This is a genomic window from Paenibacillus sp. J22P90 (assembly GCF_059692195.1).
Genome location: NZ_JCAUAY010000008.1, coordinates 61,408 through 82,517 on the forward strand (window position 1 = coordinate 61,408; position 21,110 = coordinate 82,517).

Here is a 21,110-nt window from a genome sequence, read left to right on the forward strand (position 1 = left end):
ATAAATCTACAATCGGAAAGAGTTGACTAGCCCTTGACCATCGTATCATTACTTCAACATGTCCCCTTGTTTCAAGAGCTTTCGGAAGAAGATCTGACCGGGGTTGCCCCTTTATTTACCGTCATGAAAGTCAAGAAGGGGACGATTCTTTTTAAAGAAGGCGATATCGGCGAGGAGCTGTACTTGATCCAATCCGGCGTTGTCAAAATCTATCGTCTGGACGAGGCCAAAGAGGTAACGCTAGCCTTATTCCGAGATGGGGATTTTTTCGGGGAAATGTCACTGCTCAGCAGTGGAATGACTCGTTCGGCAACGGCTGAGACGATGGATTCCTGCACCCTTTATGTGCTCAACCGCACCTCATTTACGGCTTTCATGGAAAAGAGCCCTAGGCTATGCCTAAAGCTCCTGGAAACGACTATGCAGCGACTTCGCCTTGCCAACGATCAAATCTACGATTTGACGTTCTTAGGGGTGCGCTCTCGTATTATTAAAACGATCATTCGCATGTCCGAGCAGCACGGAATCTCGACGCCTCAGGGACTTCTCATCGATGTCAAATTGACTCATCAACAGCTCGCTAACTTAGTGGGCACCGTGCGTGAGTCTGTCACGAAGGTGCTGCAGGAATTGTTGGATGACCAGCTGATTTATATAGACAAAAAGTTAATCACGATCAGAAATATCGAGGCGATACAGGCTGAAATTAAGTAGCCTTATCTCCTCTTTTTTCTTTGGGCAATTACGAGTTCTTAGGGTTTGGCCCATATTGATTATCGTTGGAATCGCCTTCTATACAGAAAAACACGAGCAAAATAAGCGAACCAATCAATGGAATAAGACCGATTAGCAACCACCAGCCACTTTTTCCTGTGTCATGCAGTCTACGAAATGCAACAGCCAGCGATGGTAATAAAATGGCTAAGGAATAAATACCTGCCAAAAACCCTCCCGTTCCAATAATGCCTTCAACGATCCCTAATCCGATGGAGATAATGAGATTGAATAGGAAGAACATCCAATATTCCTTCCGTCTTGCTCTACCCTGAAACCCTACGTAATTGGATAACACCTTCAGATACCATTCCAAATACAATCATCTCCTTTGATTTGTATGAACAACGCTATCCACTCACACTTCTCCCCCATTGATATTCCTTCGTGAGGAGTCCCATGCCATTTTCTTTCAATGGATAAGAAAAACCTGAGGCTATACCTCAGGTCCTTGTGCGCTAGCGTACGGTCGATGCTCGAACGGCAGTATAAATTCTTATCTCAAAAAAAAGAGCCTTAGGCTATGCTTAAAGCTCCGTGGAACAATATTCTTTCATGATCCGTACAAAAACGTTCGGAAACGCGTAGTTCTGAAGATCCTCTGGTCCTACCCAGCGATAATGGAACGGAATCCATTCATCCCCGGTACTCGGACGGTTCGCGTCCCCGAGTTTAGCGCGGTATACTTTCATTTTCCAGACAATATGGCTGAAAATATGCTCAGTATCCATGAACCACTCCTCGGGCTGGATACCAATTTGCTCTTGCTCGGCGAGCGCCTCGCGAAGTGCTGCCTGGTTGTCCTCATCGGACTGCCAGGCAGCAGTCGCCCACTCGACATGTGGCAATTCCCACATGCGAGCAAGCAGCCCCTCTTGCGGGCGCTGACGGATCAACCATTTGCCTGCATGCTCGCCAGTGCCCTCGATGAGCGCCACAGCCCGCAGCTCTGGGCGGGGCGGTTTGGCTTTCTTTTTAATCGGCAGCGCCTCTTCCATGCCAGCTTCTCGCGCCGAACAGTGTGCCATCACGGGACATGTTAAGCAATGCGGTGATCTCGGCGTACACACCATCGCCCCCAGCTCCATGAGCGCTTGGTTGAAATCACTGGCGGTTCCCTCTAAGATGAGCTCACGAGCCAGCTTTTCCATGACTGTCCGGGTCGATGGCTTCATAATATCTTCTTCGATCAGAAAATAGCGCGAAAGCACACGCATCACATTGCCGTCCACAGCCGGCTCTGGCTTGTTGTAGGCGATACTCAGGATGGCGCCTGAGGTATAAGGACCGACACCTTTGAGCGCGGAGACTTCCTCTTTATTCGCAGGTACAACGCCATCGTAGCGTTCGTGCACTTCTCTGACTGCTGTTTGCAAATTCCTTGCTCGCGAGTAGTAGCCGAGTCCCTCCCATGCTTTTAGCACATTTTCCTCTGGTGCCGTTGCTAATGCCTCTACCGTTGGAAATTGTTCCACGAATCGATGGAAATACGGAATCACCGTATCCACACGCGTCTGCTGCAGCATAACCTCTGAAATCCATATATAATAAGGGTTTTTACTTCTTCGCCAAGGTAAATCACGTTTATGTGTCTGGTACCAATCCAAGAGATTCTTGGAAAAATACAATTTCTGCTCTTCGCTGTACATGGGCTCTCCTTCTCTATAGGCCGTGTTCAAGTTATAATGGATGAATGAATGGACATGGTACCATTATACGAGAAGTGCGGAACATAAAACTAGAGGTGAATGTATGCAAAACAAAACAACGCAAAACCAACAACTACACTTGGAAAATAAAAGAAAAGATTGGCTGCGCGAAGCGCATGGCCTGATCCCGCTATTATTTATTTGGGGCGCCGAGTGGGTATTTAGTGCAGTGATTGATTTTGCTTTATACTGGAGGGATTTAGATTGGCTAAAGCAAGCAGCCTTCGTTACAGCTGTGGTAGCTAGCTTGATTCAAATTTGGGGAATGCGTAAATCCTTGGGTTCCGGGGAAAAAGCAAACGATGATTCCGAACGCAGCGGATGGGGGCATCCGATATTTCTAGTGCTGCCAGGGGCCATGCTGATTGCTGCCGTTGCTTTATTAGAGGCGATCGGCGCTGTGAGTACGCTGTTTGCTCCGATACTGCGAGCGTTCCTGCTCGCCATCGGGTTCGTTCAAGTCGGGCTGCTGCTCGGCAGATCCTTGATTTATGTGGGATTGTGGCTTTTTGCGCTCACCGCTGTGATGGGCGTGTGGTATTTGGGGTATTCGGATGTGATTCTCGAGGGAATGGGCGGCATCAGCCTGCTCGTGAGCGGGTATATGCTGCGGGTTTGGGCGCGGTAGACTCGGGGCACGAGCATGAGCATGAGCACGAACCCAAACACGAACCCGACTAACTGGAAAACCTCCAGTTAATTTTGAGCAAATCCATGTTTTTCAACGATTAGATGGATTTTCTGCATCTATTTTCGCCGAAAATAGCCAATTGGGCTCAATCGGCTGAAATTAACGGCAGAAAATCCATCTATTTGCTTTATACTCCAAAATCCCGCCTATTTAGATGCAGAAAATCCAGTTATTTGGCGGCCGGCAGTTGTAAAAAACGACACTCACAGCTGCTCAACAATCGCATAAGCCGCAGCCAAGGACGCTGTGTGCGTAATGCTGATGTGGATGCGGTGACTGCTTTGCACGCCTGCGCGCAGTAGAGCCTCCGCGTTCACGTGACAGTGCGGTTTCCCAAGTGGGTCCGGCAGCACTTCGACATCTTGAAAACCAATCTGCTTGCCGATACCGCAACCGATCGCTTTCACGATTGCTTCTTTCGCAGCAAAACGTCCGGCAACAAACTCCGCGAGCCGTCCGCGACGCTTCTGCGCTAACTCCCGCTCCGCCGGCGTCAAAATCCGCTCCAGAAATCGATCGCCTGACGATCCCTCTAGCATTTTGCCTATTCGCTCAATTTCAATTAAATCCGTTCCGATCCCGATGATCATCGCTAAACTAGCCTCATTTCTGCTAACGATACGCTTTGCGTACAATTTAACCGATTCCTCCGCTAAGGTCAAGCGAGATACCCTACGCAAGGCCCCTTGGTTACGTCCAGGTAAGTAAGTAACACTATTTTCAGCTCTTATGTCATCCCGCCGCAAGCGTTATACTAGGCATAGAAATTATAGGTAGGAGGCCATCATAGTGAAAATCATGCCACTGGAAAGACGCGGAATTTCGAACAGTCGAATTGTTTTCGGATGTATGGGATTAGGCGGAGATTGGGCTGGAAATGCATTAACCAAGGAAGATTACATCACCGCTGAAAAAGCTGTAGAAGCCGCATTATCGATTGGTATTACCATGTTCGATCATGCTGACATTTATAAAAGAGGGAACTCCGAGACCGTATTCGGTCAGGTTCTTAAGAATAGGCCTGATTTGCGCGACCAAATCATTTTGCAATCGAAATGCGGGATTCGTTTTCAAGATGAGCAGTATCCACAGCGTTTTGATTTTAGCAAAAGTCACATCCTAAGCTCCGTCGATGGCATTCTAGGCCGCCTTGGCGTTGAGCACATTGATATTTTGCTGCTGCATCGTCCAGACCCGCTCATGGAGCCTGAAGAAATCGCGGAAGCTTTTAATACACTGCGCTCTGCGGGTAAGGTTCGCCACTTCGGTGTGTCCAACATGACTTCTGCGCAAATGCGCTTTATTCAAAATTCCTTGCCTGAGCCGCTTGTCGTGAACCAATTGGAAATGAGCTTGGCACGCGTGGACTGGATTGAGCAAGGCATTCTTGTCAATCAGAAGGTAGGAGCTGGCGTTAATTTCGCTGATGGTATCCTTGAATATTGCCAAATGAACGACGTTCAAATTCAGGCTTGGGGTCCTCTCGCCAAAGGTAAGTTCTCTGGCATCGATACCTCTGATGCGCCTGAAACCGTCAAGAAAACAGCTGCGCTCGTTCAGAAGCTGGCTTCTGAGAAGGAAACAACGCCAGAAGCCATCGTGCTCGGCTGGCTCATGAAGCATCCGGCGCGCATTCAGCCGGTCATTGGCACGTCCTCCGCACAGCGTATCGTGGCGTGCGAGGACGCGGTTCGCATCGCGGATACCATGACGCGTGAAGAGTGGTACACGCTGCTCGAAAGCTCCCGCGGCGTACGCATGCCATAACCCTGCGTGCCCACGCACAAAAGGCCGTCCGAAGTAGAAGAATCTACTTCAGGACGGCCTCTTTCACGTTCAGCTGATCACTTCACGCAGATCCCGATATCGTTCAACGGGGCTTAATTTCTTGCTGGTGCAGCTGTTGGCGCTGTTCTTGACCTCTCCACTACTGGGACAGCTGCAGGGGCTGTTCTTGATCTCTCCACTGCTTGGGCGGCTGCAGGTGCTGATCTTGACCCCTCAACTGCTGGTGCAGCTACAGGCGCTGTTCTTGACCTCTCCACTGCTGGGACAGCTGCAGGGGCTGTTCTTGACCTCTCCGTTGCTTGGGCAGGCGCTGGTGCTAGTGTTGGATTTGACTCTACTGTCGGAGTGGTTGATGTCACAACATCGGCAGCCTTAGTCTCACCTACGGTTGCTACTGAGGTATCCTTATCCGTCCCCGTTGCTATCGAGCTTGTATCCGTTGTCTTCTGATCAACTATTGGCGGATTCGATTCAGATGCTGATTTCTTATCGACACTTGCATTCGTTAACGAACAACCACTAATGATAAGAACGGCAGCCAGACCAAGGAACGACCAGCGGTACGAATTAAATTGAAACTGTTTTATCATCATAATTCTCCTCTTTAACTGTGACTTGTTTCCAGATAAATGAACATTGCCTGGCACACTTACGGGACGGACATAGCTTTCCAATAATTGAATAAGAGTATATCCGTACTCCTCTCTCCTTGCTGGCTCTATATAAGAAAGAGCTAATGCGTCGCTTGCAATCTCTTGATCCTCACGCATGCGTTGATGAGCGTACCAAAGTACAGGGTTAAACCAGTGAATGATCAACAGACATTGCATCAGCCAATTGACGCCAATATCATTTCGTTTACAATGGGCCAATTCATGTAGGAAAACATGCCGCAATTGTTCCTTGTTTAAACTGTTAAGAACCGTCTGCGGTATAACTAACCAGGGCTTCCTTAAGCCAAATAACGTCGGCATCGACAATTTGTCAGATACCACTAACGTAACAGGTTTATGTATCGACATTAACTGTTGGCATTGAGCGAACAACTGCATGATGCCGATGTCTGTTATCGGTCGCGTTTCTTTCGTTATTTGCTGCAAAAATTTATGGTTGATCACGAACGTATATATCGCAAATAGGACAATGCCAAGCAGCCATACATACATAGCATACTTGTACAAGAGATTTTCCGCTGCGCCGCTGCCTGCTGCAAATTCTTCATGCATGCCGATCACCGCAGCTGAATCGATTTGATGAATACTTTCCGGGTATGATATCCAATTATAAATGCTGAAATGGCTCTCCAGATGCCACGGCAGGAGCAGTCTTACGAGCACCAATAACCACATGAGATAGTGCCATCTAGGTTTTATCCGTTTATGCAGGATACGCTGAATCACCATGATGAATACAACTGTCATAGTTGCCATGATCGATACCGATATGATCCAATCAAAAAAACCTATAAGAAGTTTACTCATTTGGTTTTACCATCTAGCATATCTCTTAACTCCTTGATGTCTTCCTCCGACAACTGCTCCTCTTTCAAAAAATTAACGAGCATCGGCTTAAAAGCCCCGCCATAAATCCTTTTCAGAAAAGATTGCGTCTCCGACTTTACACACTCACCCTCAGAGACCAAAGGGAAATATGCATACACTCTGTTCTCTTGCGTAAACGATATCGCCTGCTTCTGCGCTAACCTGTTCAACAAAGTTCGAATCGTTTTGGGTTTCCACTCTGTCCGCTCCTGCATAGCATCAATAACTTCATTTGCCGTGCGTGGTGATTCGTTCCAGAGCACCTTCATAACTTCCCATTCAGCATCCGTAATATGTGGGACCGTCTTCACATCGTTTCCTCCTTTCAACTGGATTACAACTGTAATACAACTTGAATATTACAGTTGTAATCCAGCATTGTCAAGCTGAGTCGTTGGTGAAATGAAAAAGGCCATCCACGTTTAACATGGATGGCCTCTATACCGTAACCCTTAAATACCCGGAATCGGAACACGCTTGTGCTCGGTTTTTATGTACTGCTTCTCCAGCTTTTCTTGAATAGCCGGATCGATTTGCTTGCCTTCGAGGTAGTCGCTGTTATCACCGTAGGTGATACCGAGCTCATCCTCGTCGGTTTGTCCGTCCCAAAGCCCGGCTGTCGGGGCTTTGTCTAGTACGCTTTGCGGCACGCCGATCTTCGCAGCGAGCGAACGCACTTGGCGCTTATTCAGCGTACTCAGCGGCGTAATGTCAACTGCACCGTCACCGTACTTCGTATAGAAGCCGGTGACTGCTTCAGAAGCATGATCCGTGCCTACGACGATCAAGCCCAGTTCAAAAGCCAAGGCATACTGCATGACCATGCGTGTACGCGCCTTGATGTTGCCTTTGCCGCCGCGGCTCACGTGCTGGTGCACGCCGATATGCTTGAGTCCGTACTCCACTTCGATGGCAATCTCGTCGACGGACTCTTCGATGTTGTTCTCGATTTGATATTTCAAATCGAACGCTTTTGCCACCGCGTAGCTATCTTCGATGTCGACTTGCTGGCCATAAGGCTGGAACACGCCGACGGTTTTGTATTCTTTGCCTTTTTCCGCTGTCAGCTCGTCCGTTGCTTGCTTACACAGTCCTGCCGCCACCGCGCTGTCAATCCCGCCGCTGATCGCGATCAGCAGGCCGTTCGCGTGCGCGCCAAGCACGTAATTTTTCAGAAAATCCACACGTTTACGGATCTCTTCATCAATATCAATTTCCGGTTTAACGCCGAGTTTTGCGATAATTTCTGTTTGCAAGCTCATGCAACTCTCCACCTTTTATCTAAATTTTGGAATGATGCCTTCTTTGAAATCTAGTATAGACTTTCGGCTCTCAAATTTCAAAGCAAAAGAAAAAGCTCCCCCTGCATCAAGCAGAGCGAGCCAATCTTTCAGCCTAAGCCGTATTATTTGCAATATTGTTCAAAAGCACCAATCAAATCGCCAGCGATCATATCCGCGGAACGATCTTCGATTTGGTGACGTTGAATGAAGTGAGCTAGCTCACCATTCTTGAACAAAGCGATGGATGGGGATGATGGCGGGTATGGCGCCAAGAATTCACGCGCTTTAGCCGTAGCATCCTTCTCTTGACCAGCAAACACGGTGTATGTGTAAGTTGGCACTGTTTCGTTCTGTAGAGCTTTTGCAACGCCTGGACGACATTGACCAGCGGCACAGCCACACACGGAGTTCACGACAAGCAGCATCGTGCCATCCTTGGATTTTTCAATTGCTTCCTCTACTTGCTCCGGAGTTAGAAGCTCCGTAATACCCAGACGAGTCAAATCTTCTCTCATCGGTTTAACCATATCTTTCATGTATGAATCAAAAGACATTGCCATATGTGCCACCCCTTAGGATTTAATAGTTACTCTTAAAACGTAATGACTACAACTTATATTATACATCCGTTAACGATGAAAGCAAAGTCCAATGTCCCAGCTCCGTGACATAGAAATAAAGCGAAAGCTGTTAGGCTTCCGCTTCATCATTCTTTTTACTGGTCGTAGCTTCCGCCGTCACAGAGGCCACATTCTTATCCGCGTGGGTGAAAATCCCGCTTTGCGGCGCGACGCCCTCTTCAAAAATCTCCCGATTCTCGGCACTTTGGAAACCAACATCCTTGAAGGGATGAACCCACTGATCTCCCGCCATGACCTCGGGGTTCGTGTCCGACGTCCATTGCTCAAGCGGCGAATTGTCGGATTCATAATCATGATCACCGATGGTGACCCCATATTCGTTCACAAATGGCGCTCGCGGGCCGCGTCCCTGCTCAAACTGCGGCAGAAATTCGATTTCGTAGGGATCGAGCTCGCTCTGGTCCTTGGATGTGGTCGACTTCTTCTGATCCTGACTCATGTGGATGGGCGGTTGGGACCGTCCAGTTTTTTATCAACATAGCCCTCTTTACTTGCGGGTGTTTTGGCTCGTTCTTGATTTTGCTGTTCTTGCTGGATTTGCGTTTTGGAATCGTTCTGACTCATATCCATCAGCTCCCTTCTGCCCGTAGTATGTGACAAAATAGGAAGAAACATTCCAATGATCAGCATGAGCAGATTCATTAACTGCCAAGGGGTGAGATACACGGCAGTTGGCTCGGCAGCAGCAAAATAGCTGGCCACCATCCCCGCTGCGCCGCCATAGAACAGCGTATATTTCAGCAACTTACTCGATCCAAGCTCCGCCACCGAACGAGCTGCGCACAACTGCTGCCACACGATTAACGGTAGGAGCAGCATGGCCAGATACGCGTGATGCGGATGAAACCGCGACACTGTGCCCTCCACACCAATGCCCCATGGCATGGTGGTCGGCAGTCCGAAGGCAGGCGTCAACGCTTCATACAAGAACACAGCGGATGCCGCACCGATGGCGGCAATATCAAGCAACAGCCGCCAAGCGATACCCCGCTTGCGCACTTGGTAGGTTAGATAAATATAGGCCAATACGACGCCTAAAATAATCTCCATACTGGAGCCTGCTGTAAGCAACAGCTTCATCGGACTTTCCCAAAGCAACGATGGCTGCGTCAGGAGACTGCCCAAGCGCCAAGTAAAAAACACGATCAAAGCGCTGTTCAGCAGCAGATCATCTATTCCTTTTCCTGCTCGCAAAGCTCGCCGCATCAACCAGAATCCGAACACACATGCTAATAGCAGAGCGACTAGCTTTCCCTGCAATTGCAGCGGTCCTAGCTGTACCACATCAGGCATACGTTACCTCCAACTCTTTTTCCTGCTCCTCCAACTCATTAACCCTCTTAAGTTTCGACATTATGCCCACTATTTCCTGGGAAATTTGCCGAAGGCTTGAGGCCTTTGTCTAATTATCTCGAACTGACTGTATGCCAATGCGCGAGCCCTCTATTTCCCTACAAAAGGGAACAACAGCTTCTGATTCTCGTTGGTGTACATATTCTCTTTAGTGATCACCTCAGAGCCGGTATCCATGATGCGTTTGACTGATTCGCCACGATGAGCTTGGAGTGCTGTTTTCACAGCTAAATAGCCCATGTTAAAAGGCTTCTGCACAACTGTCCCCTGCAAAATCCCCGACTCCAGAAACGAGATTTCATTCATCGAACTGTCGAAGCCCACAAGCTTAATCGCTCGATCGGGATCCAACTCCTTCAGCGCACGCGCCGCGCCCATGGTGGATGGCTCATTCAAACCAAATATGCCGCTGATATCAGAGTGCGACCTAAGCAGCTCTTTTGTCAGTTCATACGCCTTATCCTCGGAGCCATTACTAAACATCGTATCCAGCAGCTTAACAGAAGCATCACTCTTCAAGCTGTCTCTTACCCCATTCTCGCGATCCATCTGAGTGTTGGAGGTTTTCACAAAACTAACGATAGCAAAGGTTGCTGCCCCCTGCACATACTCCTTCATCGTTGCCACGGCTTTGCGGCCTGCCGCGTAATTATCCGTCGCTATGAAGCTCTCTGACACGCCGCCCGCAAGGCCCGAATCTACCGTGATCAGCGTAATGCCTGCATCGATCGCACGCTGCGCTACGGGGACGAGGCGATTGTAATCCGTTGCGGCCAGAATGATCGCCTTCGGCTTCTCTGCTATAGCTTGTTCTACAATCTTAATCTGCTCATCGATTTGCGATTCCGATGCTGTGCCCATGATTTTAACCTCTGCATTGTACTCTTTCGAGGCTGCAAGTACTCCTTGATTCAGCACCTGCCAAAATTCCACATGTGGATCAAGGGTTTTAGGAATCACAATGATTGCTTCATTCTTCTCACTCAAGCTCTTAGTGACGACTAGAAGCCCTAAGAGCATAATCCCCACGGCTAGCGTTATCACGACAGCGCCAACTCTTATCTTCAATGGAACACCTCACTTCTAGCCTTCACTTTGATCAGGAACGGGAACGGGCGGCATTTCAGGAAAGGTTATCGTGACCGTTGTGCCCTCCTCCAGCTCACTTTCGAACTGCAAGCCGTATAGCTCTCCGAAATACAGCTGGATACGATGATTCACATTTTGCAAACCAAAGCCTTTGCCCGAATGCGACTGATGTGTCTTGGTCTTCAAAGCCTTCAGCTGCTCCTCGCTCATCCCAACCCCGTTATCCGTCACTTTCAGCTCGATAACACCGTCCCGCTTCCTCCCGGTTATACGGATATGCCCCTTTTCCGGCAAATGCTTCATGCCATGATAGATCGCATTTTCGACCAGCGGCTGCAGCACGATTTTCAAGCTTCGGTCCTCCAGCAGATCCTTATCCACTTCAATGTCATACGTAAATTTATTGCGATATCGGATGTTTTGGATCGTTAAATAGTTTTCGATGTGGGCCAATTCCACGCTGATCGGGATGAGCTCCTCCCCTTTACTAATGCTTGAACGCAGCAGCTTGGACAAGGCGGAGGTCATGGTCACGACATCGTCGACTTTCCCCATCTCGGCCATCCAGATAATCGAATCCAGCGTATTATATAAAAAATGAGGCTGAATCTGCGCTTGCAACGCCTTCAGCTCGCTAATCCGTTTGACCTCCTGATCCAGCACCGTCTGGCTCATTAACTCTTTGATTTTGCTAATCATCAGATTGAAAGTGCGGGACAGCTTGCTGATCTCGTTCGCACCCTCTACATCGACGCGGATGTCGAAGTTCCCCTTCTCAACCTGCTTCATATGCACTTCCAGCTGCTTGATCGGTTTGGTCAACGTAATCGACAGCCATATCGAAATCGCCAGCGCAATAATAAGCGCAATACCTCCCCACATGGCGGATGTCAGCTGCATCTCTTTTTTGTTCCCGCTGAGGTCACCGGCATAGGTTACACCGATAATTTTCCAACCAAAGCTCGTTGTGCGTACGGTATAGATTTTATTTTCATCAGATGCAACCGTCTCGAACGTACTGTCCTTGGCCTGCATCAATGCACGGATATCCTCCGATTTCAAACCGGAATACAGCAGCTGCTGCTGTGGATGATAGATCAGATCACCGCTTTGATCGAGTATGAAAACATAGCCCCGTTGGCCCAATTGAATTTGATTACATAAATCATTAATGAGGTTAAAGTTCAGATCAACCAGCAGCACTCCGCTTGCGGCGCCAGGCCCAGGATTCGGCATCTGTTTGGAAATGGAAACAACCCATTTATATTCATCCTTATACACGTGCTGGACATGCGAGGACGAAATGACGATATCCCCCTTGCTCCTGCTCGCTTTCGTGTACCATTCCTGTGAAATAAGCTCCGCGTAAGGCTTAAATTCCGGTGACACCCGATCCGATACAACAGCGCCATTCGACGCGATGAACATTATGGAAGCGATATCATTTCGCGACGCGACAATGGTGCTGAAATAACTGCTGATCTGGCGCTTCAATTGCTGCGCTTCTGGATCCTGCGGATTTTTCATAGAGAGATATTGCTTCAAATCCGTGTTGCTCAATGAAAGCGTGGAAATACTCTCCATATTGCCGATATAGGTTTGGATATTCTTATTCACTTGCTCGATCAATTGATTCGTATACGTCAGCGAGGCGTCCGTAACAGCAACAGTCGAGAGTCGATAGGCGCTATAGCTGAGAATCACGGTTGTACATAAAATTAAACAAGAAAAGGCCAGCGCGAACTTGGTATGAATGCTTTTGAATTGAAAAGATCGAAGTACACTTCTCATAAGCTCAGCCCAGCCTTGTTGGCCGCTCTGAACTCCTTCGGCGTCATGCCGGTATGTCTTTTAAAAATAACACTAAAATATTGCGGATCACCGTAACCGACCTTGGCAGCGAGCTCATACGTTTTGAGCTGTGTGGTGGCCAGCATTTCTTTGGCTTTATCCAACCGATAACGGGTCACATACTCGATAAAGGTTTCCCCTGTATGCGGCTTGAATAACGCACTGAAGTAGCTCATGCTCATATAAATATGATTGCATACCTGCTGCAGCGAAAGCTGCTCATCGGCATAGTGCTCATGAATATAGGCAACAGCCGACTCCAACTGCGCCCCCGACACATGCGTACGCTTCTCTGCCAGCCGGTCAACGAAAGTTAAACAGATACCCTCTAGCCAGAGTCGCACATCATCCAATGTTTTGCGTGTGTAGAGCTCCATGAACGAATGATCGCCAAGCACGTCATCTTCATCCAGCCCCGTCTCCACCCCTGCGTTCATGAGCGCGACGAGCAGTTTATGCAGCTTGCCATAGCAGGTCTCCATCGTACAAGCCGATTTTTTCAAATCATCGATCCAATCGATCAGGGTATTCGTGATGGCCGTCTTTTCACCTATTTTAATCGCAGCGATCAAGCGCTTCTCTGTCTGCAAATAGCTCGTGTGATCTGGACTGCTCCCAAACTCCATATCTCCAATCGCAATGATCCGATTATTTCCCAGCATAAAACGGTAATCAAGCGCGGTTAGCGCCTCTTGAAAAGCCTTCGGCAGCTCCTGCAGTCCCTCGCACCTACGGCTAATGCCGACCGTGACCGTCATCCCCAAATATTTTTCAATACTGTATCTCGCTTGTTCGGCCAGCGTCTGGCAAATGACCTCCACCTGCTCTTGATGTCCCGATACGAGTCCAACTAACTTGTCATCCCGGGACCGAAATACCGTACCGCCGTGCTCTTTCTCCACTATTTCATGCAAAATATTATAAGCCGCAAATCGCAGCAGCTCTTCTTCCGCCACCTGGTCGCTATACAGCTCCCGTCCAAAATCATCAATATCCAGTGCCAATACGGTATGTCCTGCACGCTGTAAATCCAGACCAAACATCGGAAGCTTCCGCTCGATCTCGTCTTTTCGCATGCCGGACGTGACCAATCGCTCCAAGAATCGCTCTCGCAAGAGCGGCATGCTCTCTTGAAACTGGCGGCGAAGGAAGGTGATATCCTCGCGCTGCTTACGCTCCTCATCCAGCTCTGCGCACAGCTTTTGCAGGAATTCGGTGAATTCTGCGCTGTTGATCGGCTTCAGCAAATAGTCTTTGACCTTCAGCTTGATCGCTTGCTTCGCATAATCGAAATCCTCGTAACCGGTTACAATTACGACTTTGATAGTGCGATATTTCGCAACAATCCGCTCTGTGAGCTGAAGTCCGTCCATGAACGGCATGTTAATGTCAGTGATGACCACATCTGGCTGCAGCCGCTCAACCGCCTCGTACGCATCCCGGCCGTTATCGTAATCGCCAACGAGCTGGAAGCCGCAGGCTTCCCAGTTCGTTTTCCGCTTAATGCCTTCTCTGACTTCATCCTCATCATCGATCATGATGATTGTGTACATGTGTGTTCACCTCTGGCGAAATCGATTTCGGCTCGTCTAAGTTCGTGCATATGTGTATTGTACATACCAGCCCCAAGAGTTGGCAATAGAGGCTGCCCGTGGGGGCGCAGCCTCTGCGTTCTATTCATATAGGAGTGGTTTGATATCCGCTGCATCGATGTTCGTTTTGTCGTACCAGTGGAAGCCGGTGTCGATGTTTTTCGGAACTGTTTCGCCTTTAATCGCTTGCACAGCTGCTTTCACGGACCAGTAACCGATACCGATTGGATCCTGTGTAATCGCGCCAGCCATTTTACCGCTGCGAATCGCATCCATTTGCTGCTTGCCGGAGTCGAAGCCGATCACGACAATTTTGCCGTCTTTTTTACTTTCTGTAATCCCGTTAATGACACCAATGGCCGCACCTTCATTAGAACCGAAAATTCCTTTGATGTTCGGGTGAGCTTGAATGATCGCTTTGGACAAGTCCGTTGCTTTCAGTGGATCACCGCTGTATTGGGTATCTACGATTTTGATGTTTGGATATTTCGCTTTGATTTGGTTCACAAAGCCATCTCGGCGATCAACGCCCGTACGGCTCGTTTGGTCATGCACAACTAGCGCAATCTCGCCTTCGTTGCCAATCAGTGCGGCCATTTTATCAGCAGCGAGTGATGCTGCGGCTTTATTATCCGTAGCGGCAGTCGTTACCGGAATGTCGCTATCGACACCCGAGTCGAAGCCGATAATCGGGATTTTGCCCGCTTTAGCCTTCTCTAGCAGCGGTGAAGCCGCTTTGCTGTCAAGCGCAGCGAACGCGATAGCCGCAGGCTTTTTGCCCAGTGCCGCTTGCAGCATTTCAATTTGCTTATCGACTTGTGTCTCCGTTTCAGGACCTTCAAACGTGATCTCCACATTGAATTCCTTCGATGCTTTCTCCGCACCTTGTTTAACCGCTTGCCAGAACTGATGCTGGAAGCCCTTGGAGATGACAGGAATGTAGATCTTATCTGATTTCACGGCATTTGTCGTTGTCCCTGAGGTTGATGTTGTTGTTTTCGTAGAAGTGGAACCACATGCACTTAAAACGATAGCGGATAGCAAAATTAACGATGACGCTACAGCAAATTTCTTAGTCCGTTTTTGCACGGTTGATCGCCCCTTATTCCTAATTTGGTTTGTATAGGACTCCTTATGGAGTGAATACCAGCGTTATTTCTTGCGACGGCGCATCATATCTGCGTAAACCGCCAACACAATCACGATACCTACGATGACGGTCTGCCACTCTTGCTTTACGGACAAAATCCTTAGTCCATTCGTCAACACACTCATGATCAGCGCCCCGATAACCGTTCCGAGGATAGATCCCTTACCCCCGCTGAGGGAAGTTCCGCCGATGACAACGGCTGCGATTGCTTCCAACTCATAGCCAGATCCGAGCGCGGGCTGTGCGGAGTTAAGTCGGGAGGCCATCATGATGCCGGCAATCCCACTGAATACACCTGTCAGTGTGTAAATCACGATTTTCCAGTAGTCGACGTTAACACCTGAGAGTCTCGTGGACTCTTCATTGCTTCCTAGGGCAAAGTTGTAACGGCCAATAATCGTTTTGGTTAAAATAATGCTGGCCACAATCGCGGCTCCGAAGAAGATGAGAATCGCGTTCGGAATTCCAGTGATGATCGAGCCCATTGAAATTTGGGTAAATGCGGGTGTGTCGTTAAAATAAATCGGCTTCGCACCTGAGATAACCAGCGACAAGCCCTTGGTCACCATCATCATGGCCAGTGTCGCGATGAAGGGTGGAATTTTCATTTTGGCTACGAGCAATCCGCTAATGAGACCGCAGATCGCTCCAGCGAGTATGCCTCCAAGTATGCCGAGCGGCATCGGGAGCTGCCACGTGGTAATGATCACGCCGGCCATCACGGCGGAAAATGTCATGACCGTTCCAACAGCCAAGTCGATACCGGACGTAATGATGACGAACGTTGAGCCCAGGGCTAGAACCCCTATAACGGCGGTAGAAAGCATGATCGCGACTAGGTTATCGAATTGAAAAAAGTTGCTCGACGATAAGGAGAAGATGAGTACGAGCATGATCAAGCTGGCGAAAGCCAACAGCTTCTGGGCAGCCCCGCTTTGTTTGGACAAAGTTGGGATTGTTTTTTTGTACGCATGTGCTAGTCGTGTAGACATGGGGCTCCTCCTAACTGATCCGCATCGTAGCGAATCTCATAATAGCTTCCTGAGTGGCTTCTTGTTGGGTGAGCTCACCTGTGATGCGACCCTCGCACATGACCATGATGCGATGGCTCATGCGCAATATTTCAGGCAGCTCCGAGGAAATCATGATGATCGATTTCCCCTGTGTGGCTAGATCATCGAGCAGCTTGTAGATCTCGGTTTTGGCTCCTACATCGATGCCTCTCGTTGGCTCATCGAAGATGAGAATGTCGCAGTCGCGGTGCAGCCATTTGCCGATAACGACCTTCTGTTGGTTACCGCCGGATAGGAATTTCACTTGTTGGTGAATGGTTGGCGTCTTGATTTGAAGCGCTTCCACATAATGCTGCGCTGTCTGGCAGATGATGCCATCTTGCATCCAGCCGAGTCGCCGCGCCTTTCGGTAAGAGGCCAGGGCGATGTTCATTTTCACATCCATGTCCACCATGAGTCCGTAGCGCTTGCGGTCCTCGGATAAGTAGCCGATGCCATGTTTAACCGCGTCATGCGGCGCGTTGATGCTGACTTCGCGCCCGTGGATGCGGATGCTGCCTGAATCGATGGCGTCTGCGCCAAAAATCGCCCGTGCCACCTCCGTGCGCCCCGCTCCCATGAGGCCAGCGAAGCCGAGGATTTCTCCCTTGGCCAGATGGAAGGAGACATCCTTCACCGCTGAGCCGCGGTTTAGTTTGGTCACTTCCAGCACCTTCGTCGGGGAAGTGATGGTCGTTTGTTGATTCGGGCTGACGTAGAGCTCGCGGCCCACCATCATCGCGATGATCTGATCGATGGATGTCGTCTGCGTCTGCACCGTATCGATATAGCGGCCGTCACGCATGACGGTGATGCGGTCGCTGATGCGTTTTAGCTCTTCCATCCGATGCGAGATGTAGACGATACCAACGCCTCTGCTGCGTAGTCGATTGATGATCCGGAACAGCTCCTCAATCTCAGCATTCGTTAGCGCGGCTGTTGGTTCATCCATGATCAGCACCTCGGATTGAAAGGACAGCGCCTTCGCGATCTCAACCATCTGCTGCTTGGCAACCGTCAAATCCGCCACCAGTGTTCGGGGATCCAGCGGAAGGTTCATCTGATCGAGGAGCAGCTGCGCCTGCTCGTTCAGCTTGCGCTCATCGACGAAAAGCTTGATGCTGTGTCTCGGCTCGCGGCCGATGAAAATATTTTGCGCTATCGTCAAATCCGGCATCAGATTCAGCTCTTGGTGAATCATCGAAATGCCGAGGAGCTGTGCTGCTCTTGTATGGGGAATGCTCACTTCTTGCCCCTTCACGAGGATGCGACCTTCGTCCTTCTGGTACACACCTGTGGCAATTTTCATCAGCGTCGATTTCCCCGCTCCATTCTCACCAACTAGCGCATGTACCTCGCCAGCCGCTAAGGTCAACTGGCACTTATGCAGCGCATGTACGCCAGGAAAATGCTTCTCAATCCCTTCCATCCTTAGCAAAGCTTCTTCGCTCATCGTCTATCTCACCTCGTACTCCAGATCGGTTATGTCTCTTGCTTATGAGTTCATTCTACCTGCAAGATGCTGGAATGAGAGTCGATAAATCTCTTTAAAAACGTTGAAAATCTTCTGATTTTGGGAAGGCAGAACGTGCTCGTGGGGATGGGGGAAGGGATGTGGAAAGGCGCAAACTAACTGCTCATATCTGAATTTCCTGAATTCCATTAGAGGAAATACAGTGTTTTCTGTAAGTGAGCGAGTAAATAAATACCCCCATATCAAGCGTATTTAGTCAAGGTGCCATCACCTTTCAAATACTCTCGTTATGGGGGTATTCGGAAACTTGTGAATAAGAAACAGATTTGAATTAAATTCATTCCTGCTTCTTTATAGTTATGAGGCAAGCTATTCCTTGGATACAATGTTAATGGAGGTGATACAATGCCGATTTTATTTACTTACGTGGGTCTATTAAATATATTGGACGGATGGTTGACTTATCTTGGTCTGGAGAAAGGTCTGATCGATGAGTCCAATCCTTTGATGGACAGCTTGTATCAGGCAAGCCCTCAGTTATTCTGGGGTTTTAAGCTGCTTCTTGGCCTATCGGCAGTGGCTATCGGCGTATATTTCAAACCCCATAGACATGCTGCTGTTTGGAAATTCGCATTAGTCTTCTGCTGCCTTATATATACGAGCATCATGTTTATTCATGCCAAGTGGATCCTGAATGAAATGTAGGTTATTTAGCTGTGCCCGAAAAAAGAGGGTTGGTCTTTCCAGCGGGTTTCGGATATTCTATCCACGGAGAAGCATTTGTCAGCTCATCCATTTGGGCCAAATAAAATGTCGACACGGTTACGGAATAATTCATTTTATTCTCGACCGGATTAATTCCGGGCGATTCTGGAGCTCCCGAAAAAGAAAAAGAATCAATCTTGCTTACACGCTCAAGCTCTTCCAATCTTTTAATAAAGTCCAGCATATCTTCGTATTTAGGCGATTGAACGCTTAATGCGAACGTTAACCTTTTGACCGAGTCCGTTTGCGGCGCCTGTACTGTCTGCTGTGCTTGCTGCTGCGGTTTCACTTCAGGCTGTGCACCTTGTGCCTGCGGTTGCGGCTGAGTACCTGGATTCGCGTTTCCACCCGCTTGTCCTCCTGCGGTGCTAACTGTACTGCTCAGTGCTGTAAACAACGCTGCCGCGTCCCCGTTACTTATGCCAATACTTTGCAGTTGGCTGCCGGACATTAATTCGGCCTTCTCCAAATCAAGGATATACTGATCCGTCAGAGGTTTTACGGGCAGTTTTCGCTGCAATCCCTGCGTGCTCTGCAAGTCATTCTGCTGGTTTTTCAGCCTTCCGTCTAATGTAGCAAGTAGCTTCTTCTCTTGATCCAATTGTTGTATCGTCTGTTTAATTTCTTTCATAGAAGGACTAATAACTAGAAAGTAAGACACCGCCACAGCAATCCCGACAAGAACAAAAAGGAAAACTAGCGCTATACTCCGTTTCTGCATGAATCCAACGCCCATTATTTCCCCTCCCCTTCCATATCCTTAATCGTCTTCCGGTTGAGTTTGATTTGAAAGGTTGCTGTATATTTAGGAACCGTGATGACGACAGGCGCTTTCAAGGCTGTATCTATTTTCGCATTCAAATCCTCCGCGGCTCCGGCGATTCCCGGCAGCACCACGCTCTCAACCCACTCGGAATGATTTAAGCGATTCAGAAAGGCCGACGTTTCGTACAAGGTATCAAACCTCACCGTCATATTAACGGAGCTGTCATTATATTGATAGTTCAGCACAAAACCCCGCTCCGGCAACAATGATACAAATTGGTTAAGAACAGATACCGCTGAGATGGGAAGCTGCTGTACCAATGGAATTATCGACTTTAAGCCGTTGGCGGCAGCTCCCGACCCCGTATTCGCTTGTCCGATCTTTTTTTCTGTTGCTATACGGAGCTTCTTTGTCATATCAACCTCTTGACGGGCAATTGTAAGACTATGATTAAGGATATAATAGGTTACGCTTAACCCGATCGTCCCCAGAATCGCGAATGAGATAAGAACGACAATCGCTACTTTAAATGCAGGCCCGACACTGTCACGCTTTGGCAGCAAATTAACATCCATCAACAAGGCTGAGCTCATCCTTGAACTCCTTTCATGGCAAGACCCAAAGATTCAAAATGACGAACAGGCAGTGCCATCCCTTTAGCCGTTTTTAAGAATTTGTCACTCAGTGTTTGTACCTTAACATCTGTCATATTTTGAATACGTTCGGTAATATCCGGTAGCTGCTCGTGATCACCTGTCAGCATGATCCGAGTGATAGAGTCCCGACCCTGACTGATTGAAAAGCGATAAAAACTCATAACCCGCTCGATTTCCACTATCATATTTTGAATTTCCGCAGATAAATAGTCCGAATCTCCTGCCCAAATTAAATTTTCGTGCCCGTATGAATCGCGTTCCTTCTTCCAATCCCGAAGGTTAACCCCCATTTTCATATGCCTCATAAACAACAGCTTATTCGCATTGAATATACTTGCCGTCACGGACTGCACGTCGAATTGAATGCATAGAACATGATCGTCCGGCTGCACCAGCTCCAGTTGGTGAAACAAACGGTAGACCGCAAGCGGAGACATTTCCGCAGCAATCGGTTCCAGTTTCAATGATTTAAAAAGCTTCACATACTCCTTGACCATCTGCTCCGGTGCCGCATAGAGCATGATGTCCTTCTTGCGATCATCCTGCCCCAGCGTAATGATATCAAAAACCGGTTGTTCAATAGGCAGATGAATGCTGGTACCTAGCTCCATGTAGATATGGCTCTTCAACTCACGGTCGTCTACCTCTGCCGGAACCTGCAAGTTTCTGACCACAATGGCAGAATCGGGCAGGGTAATCCGTACCTCCCTCTTTTTGATCCCCCATTGCATGACGCATGGCTGCAAGGTCTGTGCAAGCTTACTTGTATCCATAATCCTCCCGTCGGCAATAACGCCTTCGGGAAGGTAACATTCGCCGAAAATTTTAATGGAGTCGATATCTCGACCCTCAAGAAATCGAATGACGTGATCCTTGATGACCAAATTGACTGTTTCTTTCTTTTTTAGTCCTAACCGAAAGTTCATATCTATGCG

22 protein-coding genes are annotated in these 21,110 nt (G+C 48.6%); 4 read left to right on the forward strand and 18 right to left on the reverse strand.

Annotated elements, in window-relative coordinates:
- Positions 1–33 precede the first annotated feature (33 nt).
- Positions 34–714: a Crp/Fnr family transcriptional regulator gene (locus tag AC58UX_RS23955; RefSeq protein ID WP_497257391.1), complete on the forward strand. Its 681-nt coding sequence runs from the start codon at positions 34–36 to the stop codon at positions 712–714.
- Between the two features lie 28 nt (positions 715–742).
- Here the strand turns inward: AC58UX_RS23955 and AC58UX_RS23960 are convergent, their stop codons facing one another.
- Complete coding sequence (locus AC58UX_RS23960) at positions 743–1,090, reverse strand: DUF805 domain-containing protein (protein WP_497257393.1); 348 nt, start codon at positions 1,088–1,090, stop codon at positions 743–745.
- Positions 1,091–1,301: 211 nt separating this feature from the next.
- Positions 1,302–2,423, reverse strand: a complete 1,122-nt coding sequence (mutY, locus tag AC58UX_RS23965) for an A/G-specific adenine glycosylase (RefSeq protein ID WP_497257395.1) — start codon at positions 2,421–2,423, stop codon at positions 1,302–1,304.
- A 103-nt stretch (positions 2,424–2,526) separates the two neighbouring features.
- On the opposite strand from mutY, the gene AC58UX_RS23970 reads away from it, so the two are divergent.
- Entirely contained in the window at positions 2,527–3,111 is a 585-nt protein-coding gene (locus AC58UX_RS23970; protein WP_497257397.1) for a hypothetical protein, read from the forward strand.
- Positions 3,112–3,377: 266 nt separating this feature from the next.
- On the opposite strand, the gene acpS is transcribed toward AC58UX_RS23970, so the two are convergent.
- Positions 3,378–3,764 carry a holo-ACP synthase gene (gene acpS, locus AC58UX_RS23975; protein ID WP_497257892.1) on the reverse strand — a complete coding sequence of 129 codons (387 nt, stop codon included), beginning with the start codon at positions 3,762–3,764 and terminating at the stop codon, positions 3,378–3,380.
- 199 nt (positions 3,765–3,963) lie between these two features.
- On the opposite strand from acpS, the gene AC58UX_RS23980 reads away from it, so the two are divergent.
- Positions 3,964–4,941, forward strand: coding sequence for an aldo/keto reductase (locus tag AC58UX_RS23980; protein WP_497257399.1), 978 nt, complete (start codon positions 3,964–3,966; stop codon positions 4,939–4,941).
- Between the two features lie 113 nt (positions 4,942–5,054).
- Here the strand turns inward: AC58UX_RS23980 and AC58UX_RS23985 are convergent, their stop codons facing one another.
- The 12 genes from AC58UX_RS23985 to AC58UX_RS24040 form a co-directional block, all read right to left on the reverse strand.
- Entirely contained in the window at positions 5,055–6,443 is a 1,389-nt protein-coding gene (locus tag AC58UX_RS23985; protein ID WP_497257401.1) for a M56 family metallopeptidase, read from the reverse strand.
- On the reverse strand, positions 6,440–6,772 hold the full coding sequence (locus AC58UX_RS23990; protein WP_497257894.1) for a BlaI/MecI/CopY family transcriptional regulator: 333 nt from the start codon (positions 6,770–6,772) through the stop codon (positions 6,440–6,442). The genes AC58UX_RS23985 and AC58UX_RS23990 overlap by 4 nt, the downstream gene beginning before the upstream one ends.
- A gap of 183 nt (positions 6,773–6,955) precedes the next feature.
- Complete coding sequence (gene nadE, locus AC58UX_RS23995; RefSeq protein WP_497257403.1) at positions 6,956–7,765, reverse strand: NAD(+) synthase; 810 nt, start codon at positions 7,763–7,765, stop codon at positions 6,956–6,958.
- A 143-nt stretch (positions 7,766–7,908) separates the two neighbouring features.
- Complete coding sequence (locus AC58UX_RS24000) at positions 7,909–8,346, reverse strand: BrxA/BrxB family bacilliredoxin (protein WP_068665909.1); 438 nt, start codon at positions 8,344–8,346, stop codon at positions 7,909–7,911.
- A 130-nt stretch (positions 8,347–8,476) separates the two neighbouring features.
- Positions 8,477–8,866, reverse strand: a complete 390-nt coding sequence (locus AC58UX_RS24005) for a DUF3905 domain-containing protein (RefSeq protein WP_497257406.1) — start codon at positions 8,864–8,866, stop codon at positions 8,477–8,479.
- The gene (locus tag AC58UX_RS24010; protein WP_497257408.1) at positions 8,863–9,720 is read right to left on the reverse strand and encodes a hypothetical protein; all 858 of its coding nucleotides are present in this window, start codon (positions 9,718–9,720) and stop codon (positions 8,863–8,865) included. Before AC58UX_RS24010 ends, AC58UX_RS24005 begins: the two co-directional genes overlap by 4 nt.
- A gap of 150 nt (positions 9,721–9,870) precedes the next feature.
- Positions 9,871–10,848, reverse strand: coding sequence for a substrate-binding domain-containing protein (locus AC58UX_RS24015; protein WP_497257410.1), 978 nt, complete (start codon positions 10,846–10,848; stop codon positions 9,871–9,873).
- 15 nt (positions 10,849–10,863) lie between these two features.
- The gene (locus AC58UX_RS24020) at positions 10,864–12,660 is read right to left on the reverse strand and encodes a cache domain-containing sensor histidine kinase (protein WP_497257412.1); all 1,797 of its coding nucleotides are present in this window, start codon (positions 12,658–12,660) and stop codon (positions 10,864–10,866) included.
- Positions 12,657–14,273: a response regulator gene (locus AC58UX_RS24025; RefSeq protein WP_497257414.1), complete on the reverse strand. Its 1,617-nt coding sequence runs from the start codon at positions 14,271–14,273 to the stop codon at positions 12,657–12,659. Before AC58UX_RS24025 ends, AC58UX_RS24020 begins: the two co-directional genes overlap by 4 nt.
- Before the next feature lie 120 nt (positions 14,274–14,393).
- Positions 14,394–15,401, reverse strand: coding sequence for an ABC transporter substrate-binding protein (locus AC58UX_RS24030; protein ID WP_497257416.1), 1,008 nt, complete (start codon positions 15,399–15,401; stop codon positions 14,394–14,396).
- A gap of 63 nt (positions 15,402–15,464) precedes the next feature.
- On the reverse strand, positions 15,465–16,454 hold the full coding sequence (locus AC58UX_RS24035; protein ID WP_497257418.1) for an ABC transporter permease: 990 nt from the start codon (positions 16,452–16,454) through the stop codon (positions 15,465–15,467).
- Positions 16,455–16,464: 10 nt separating this feature from the next.
- Positions 16,465–17,967, reverse strand: coding sequence for a sugar ABC transporter ATP-binding protein (locus AC58UX_RS24040; protein ID WP_497257419.1), 1,503 nt, complete (start codon positions 17,965–17,967; stop codon positions 16,465–16,467).
- Between the two features lie 426 nt (positions 17,968–18,393).
- Here AC58UX_RS24040 and AC58UX_RS24045 point away from each other — a divergent pair, with 426 nt between their 5' ends.
- Entirely contained in the window at positions 18,394–18,693 is a 300-nt protein-coding gene (locus AC58UX_RS24045) for a DUF5658 family protein (protein WP_497257421.1), read from the forward strand.
- A gap of 1 nt (position 18,694) precedes the next feature.
- On the opposite strand, the gene AC58UX_RS24050 is transcribed toward AC58UX_RS24045, so the two are convergent.
- The 3 genes from AC58UX_RS24050 to pilM are packed head-to-tail and all read right to left on the reverse strand — an operon-like array spanning position 18,695 to position 21,101.
- On the reverse strand, positions 18,695–19,489 hold the full coding sequence (locus AC58UX_RS24050) for a hypothetical protein (RefSeq protein ID WP_497257422.1): 795 nt from the start codon (positions 19,487–19,489) through the stop codon (positions 18,695–18,697).
- Positions 19,489–20,112 carry a hypothetical protein gene (locus tag AC58UX_RS24055; RefSeq protein WP_497257425.1) on the reverse strand — a complete coding sequence of 208 codons (624 nt, stop codon included), beginning with the start codon at positions 20,110–20,112 and terminating at the stop codon, positions 19,489–19,491. Before AC58UX_RS24055 ends, AC58UX_RS24050 begins: the two co-directional genes overlap by 1 nt.
- Positions 20,109–21,101, reverse strand: coding sequence for a type IV pilus biogenesis protein PilM (gene pilM, locus AC58UX_RS24060; RefSeq protein WP_497257427.1), 993 nt, complete (start codon positions 21,099–21,101; stop codon positions 20,109–20,111). The genes AC58UX_RS24055 and pilM overlap by 4 nt, the downstream gene beginning before the upstream one ends.
- Positions 21,102–21,110 lie beyond the last annotated feature (9 nt).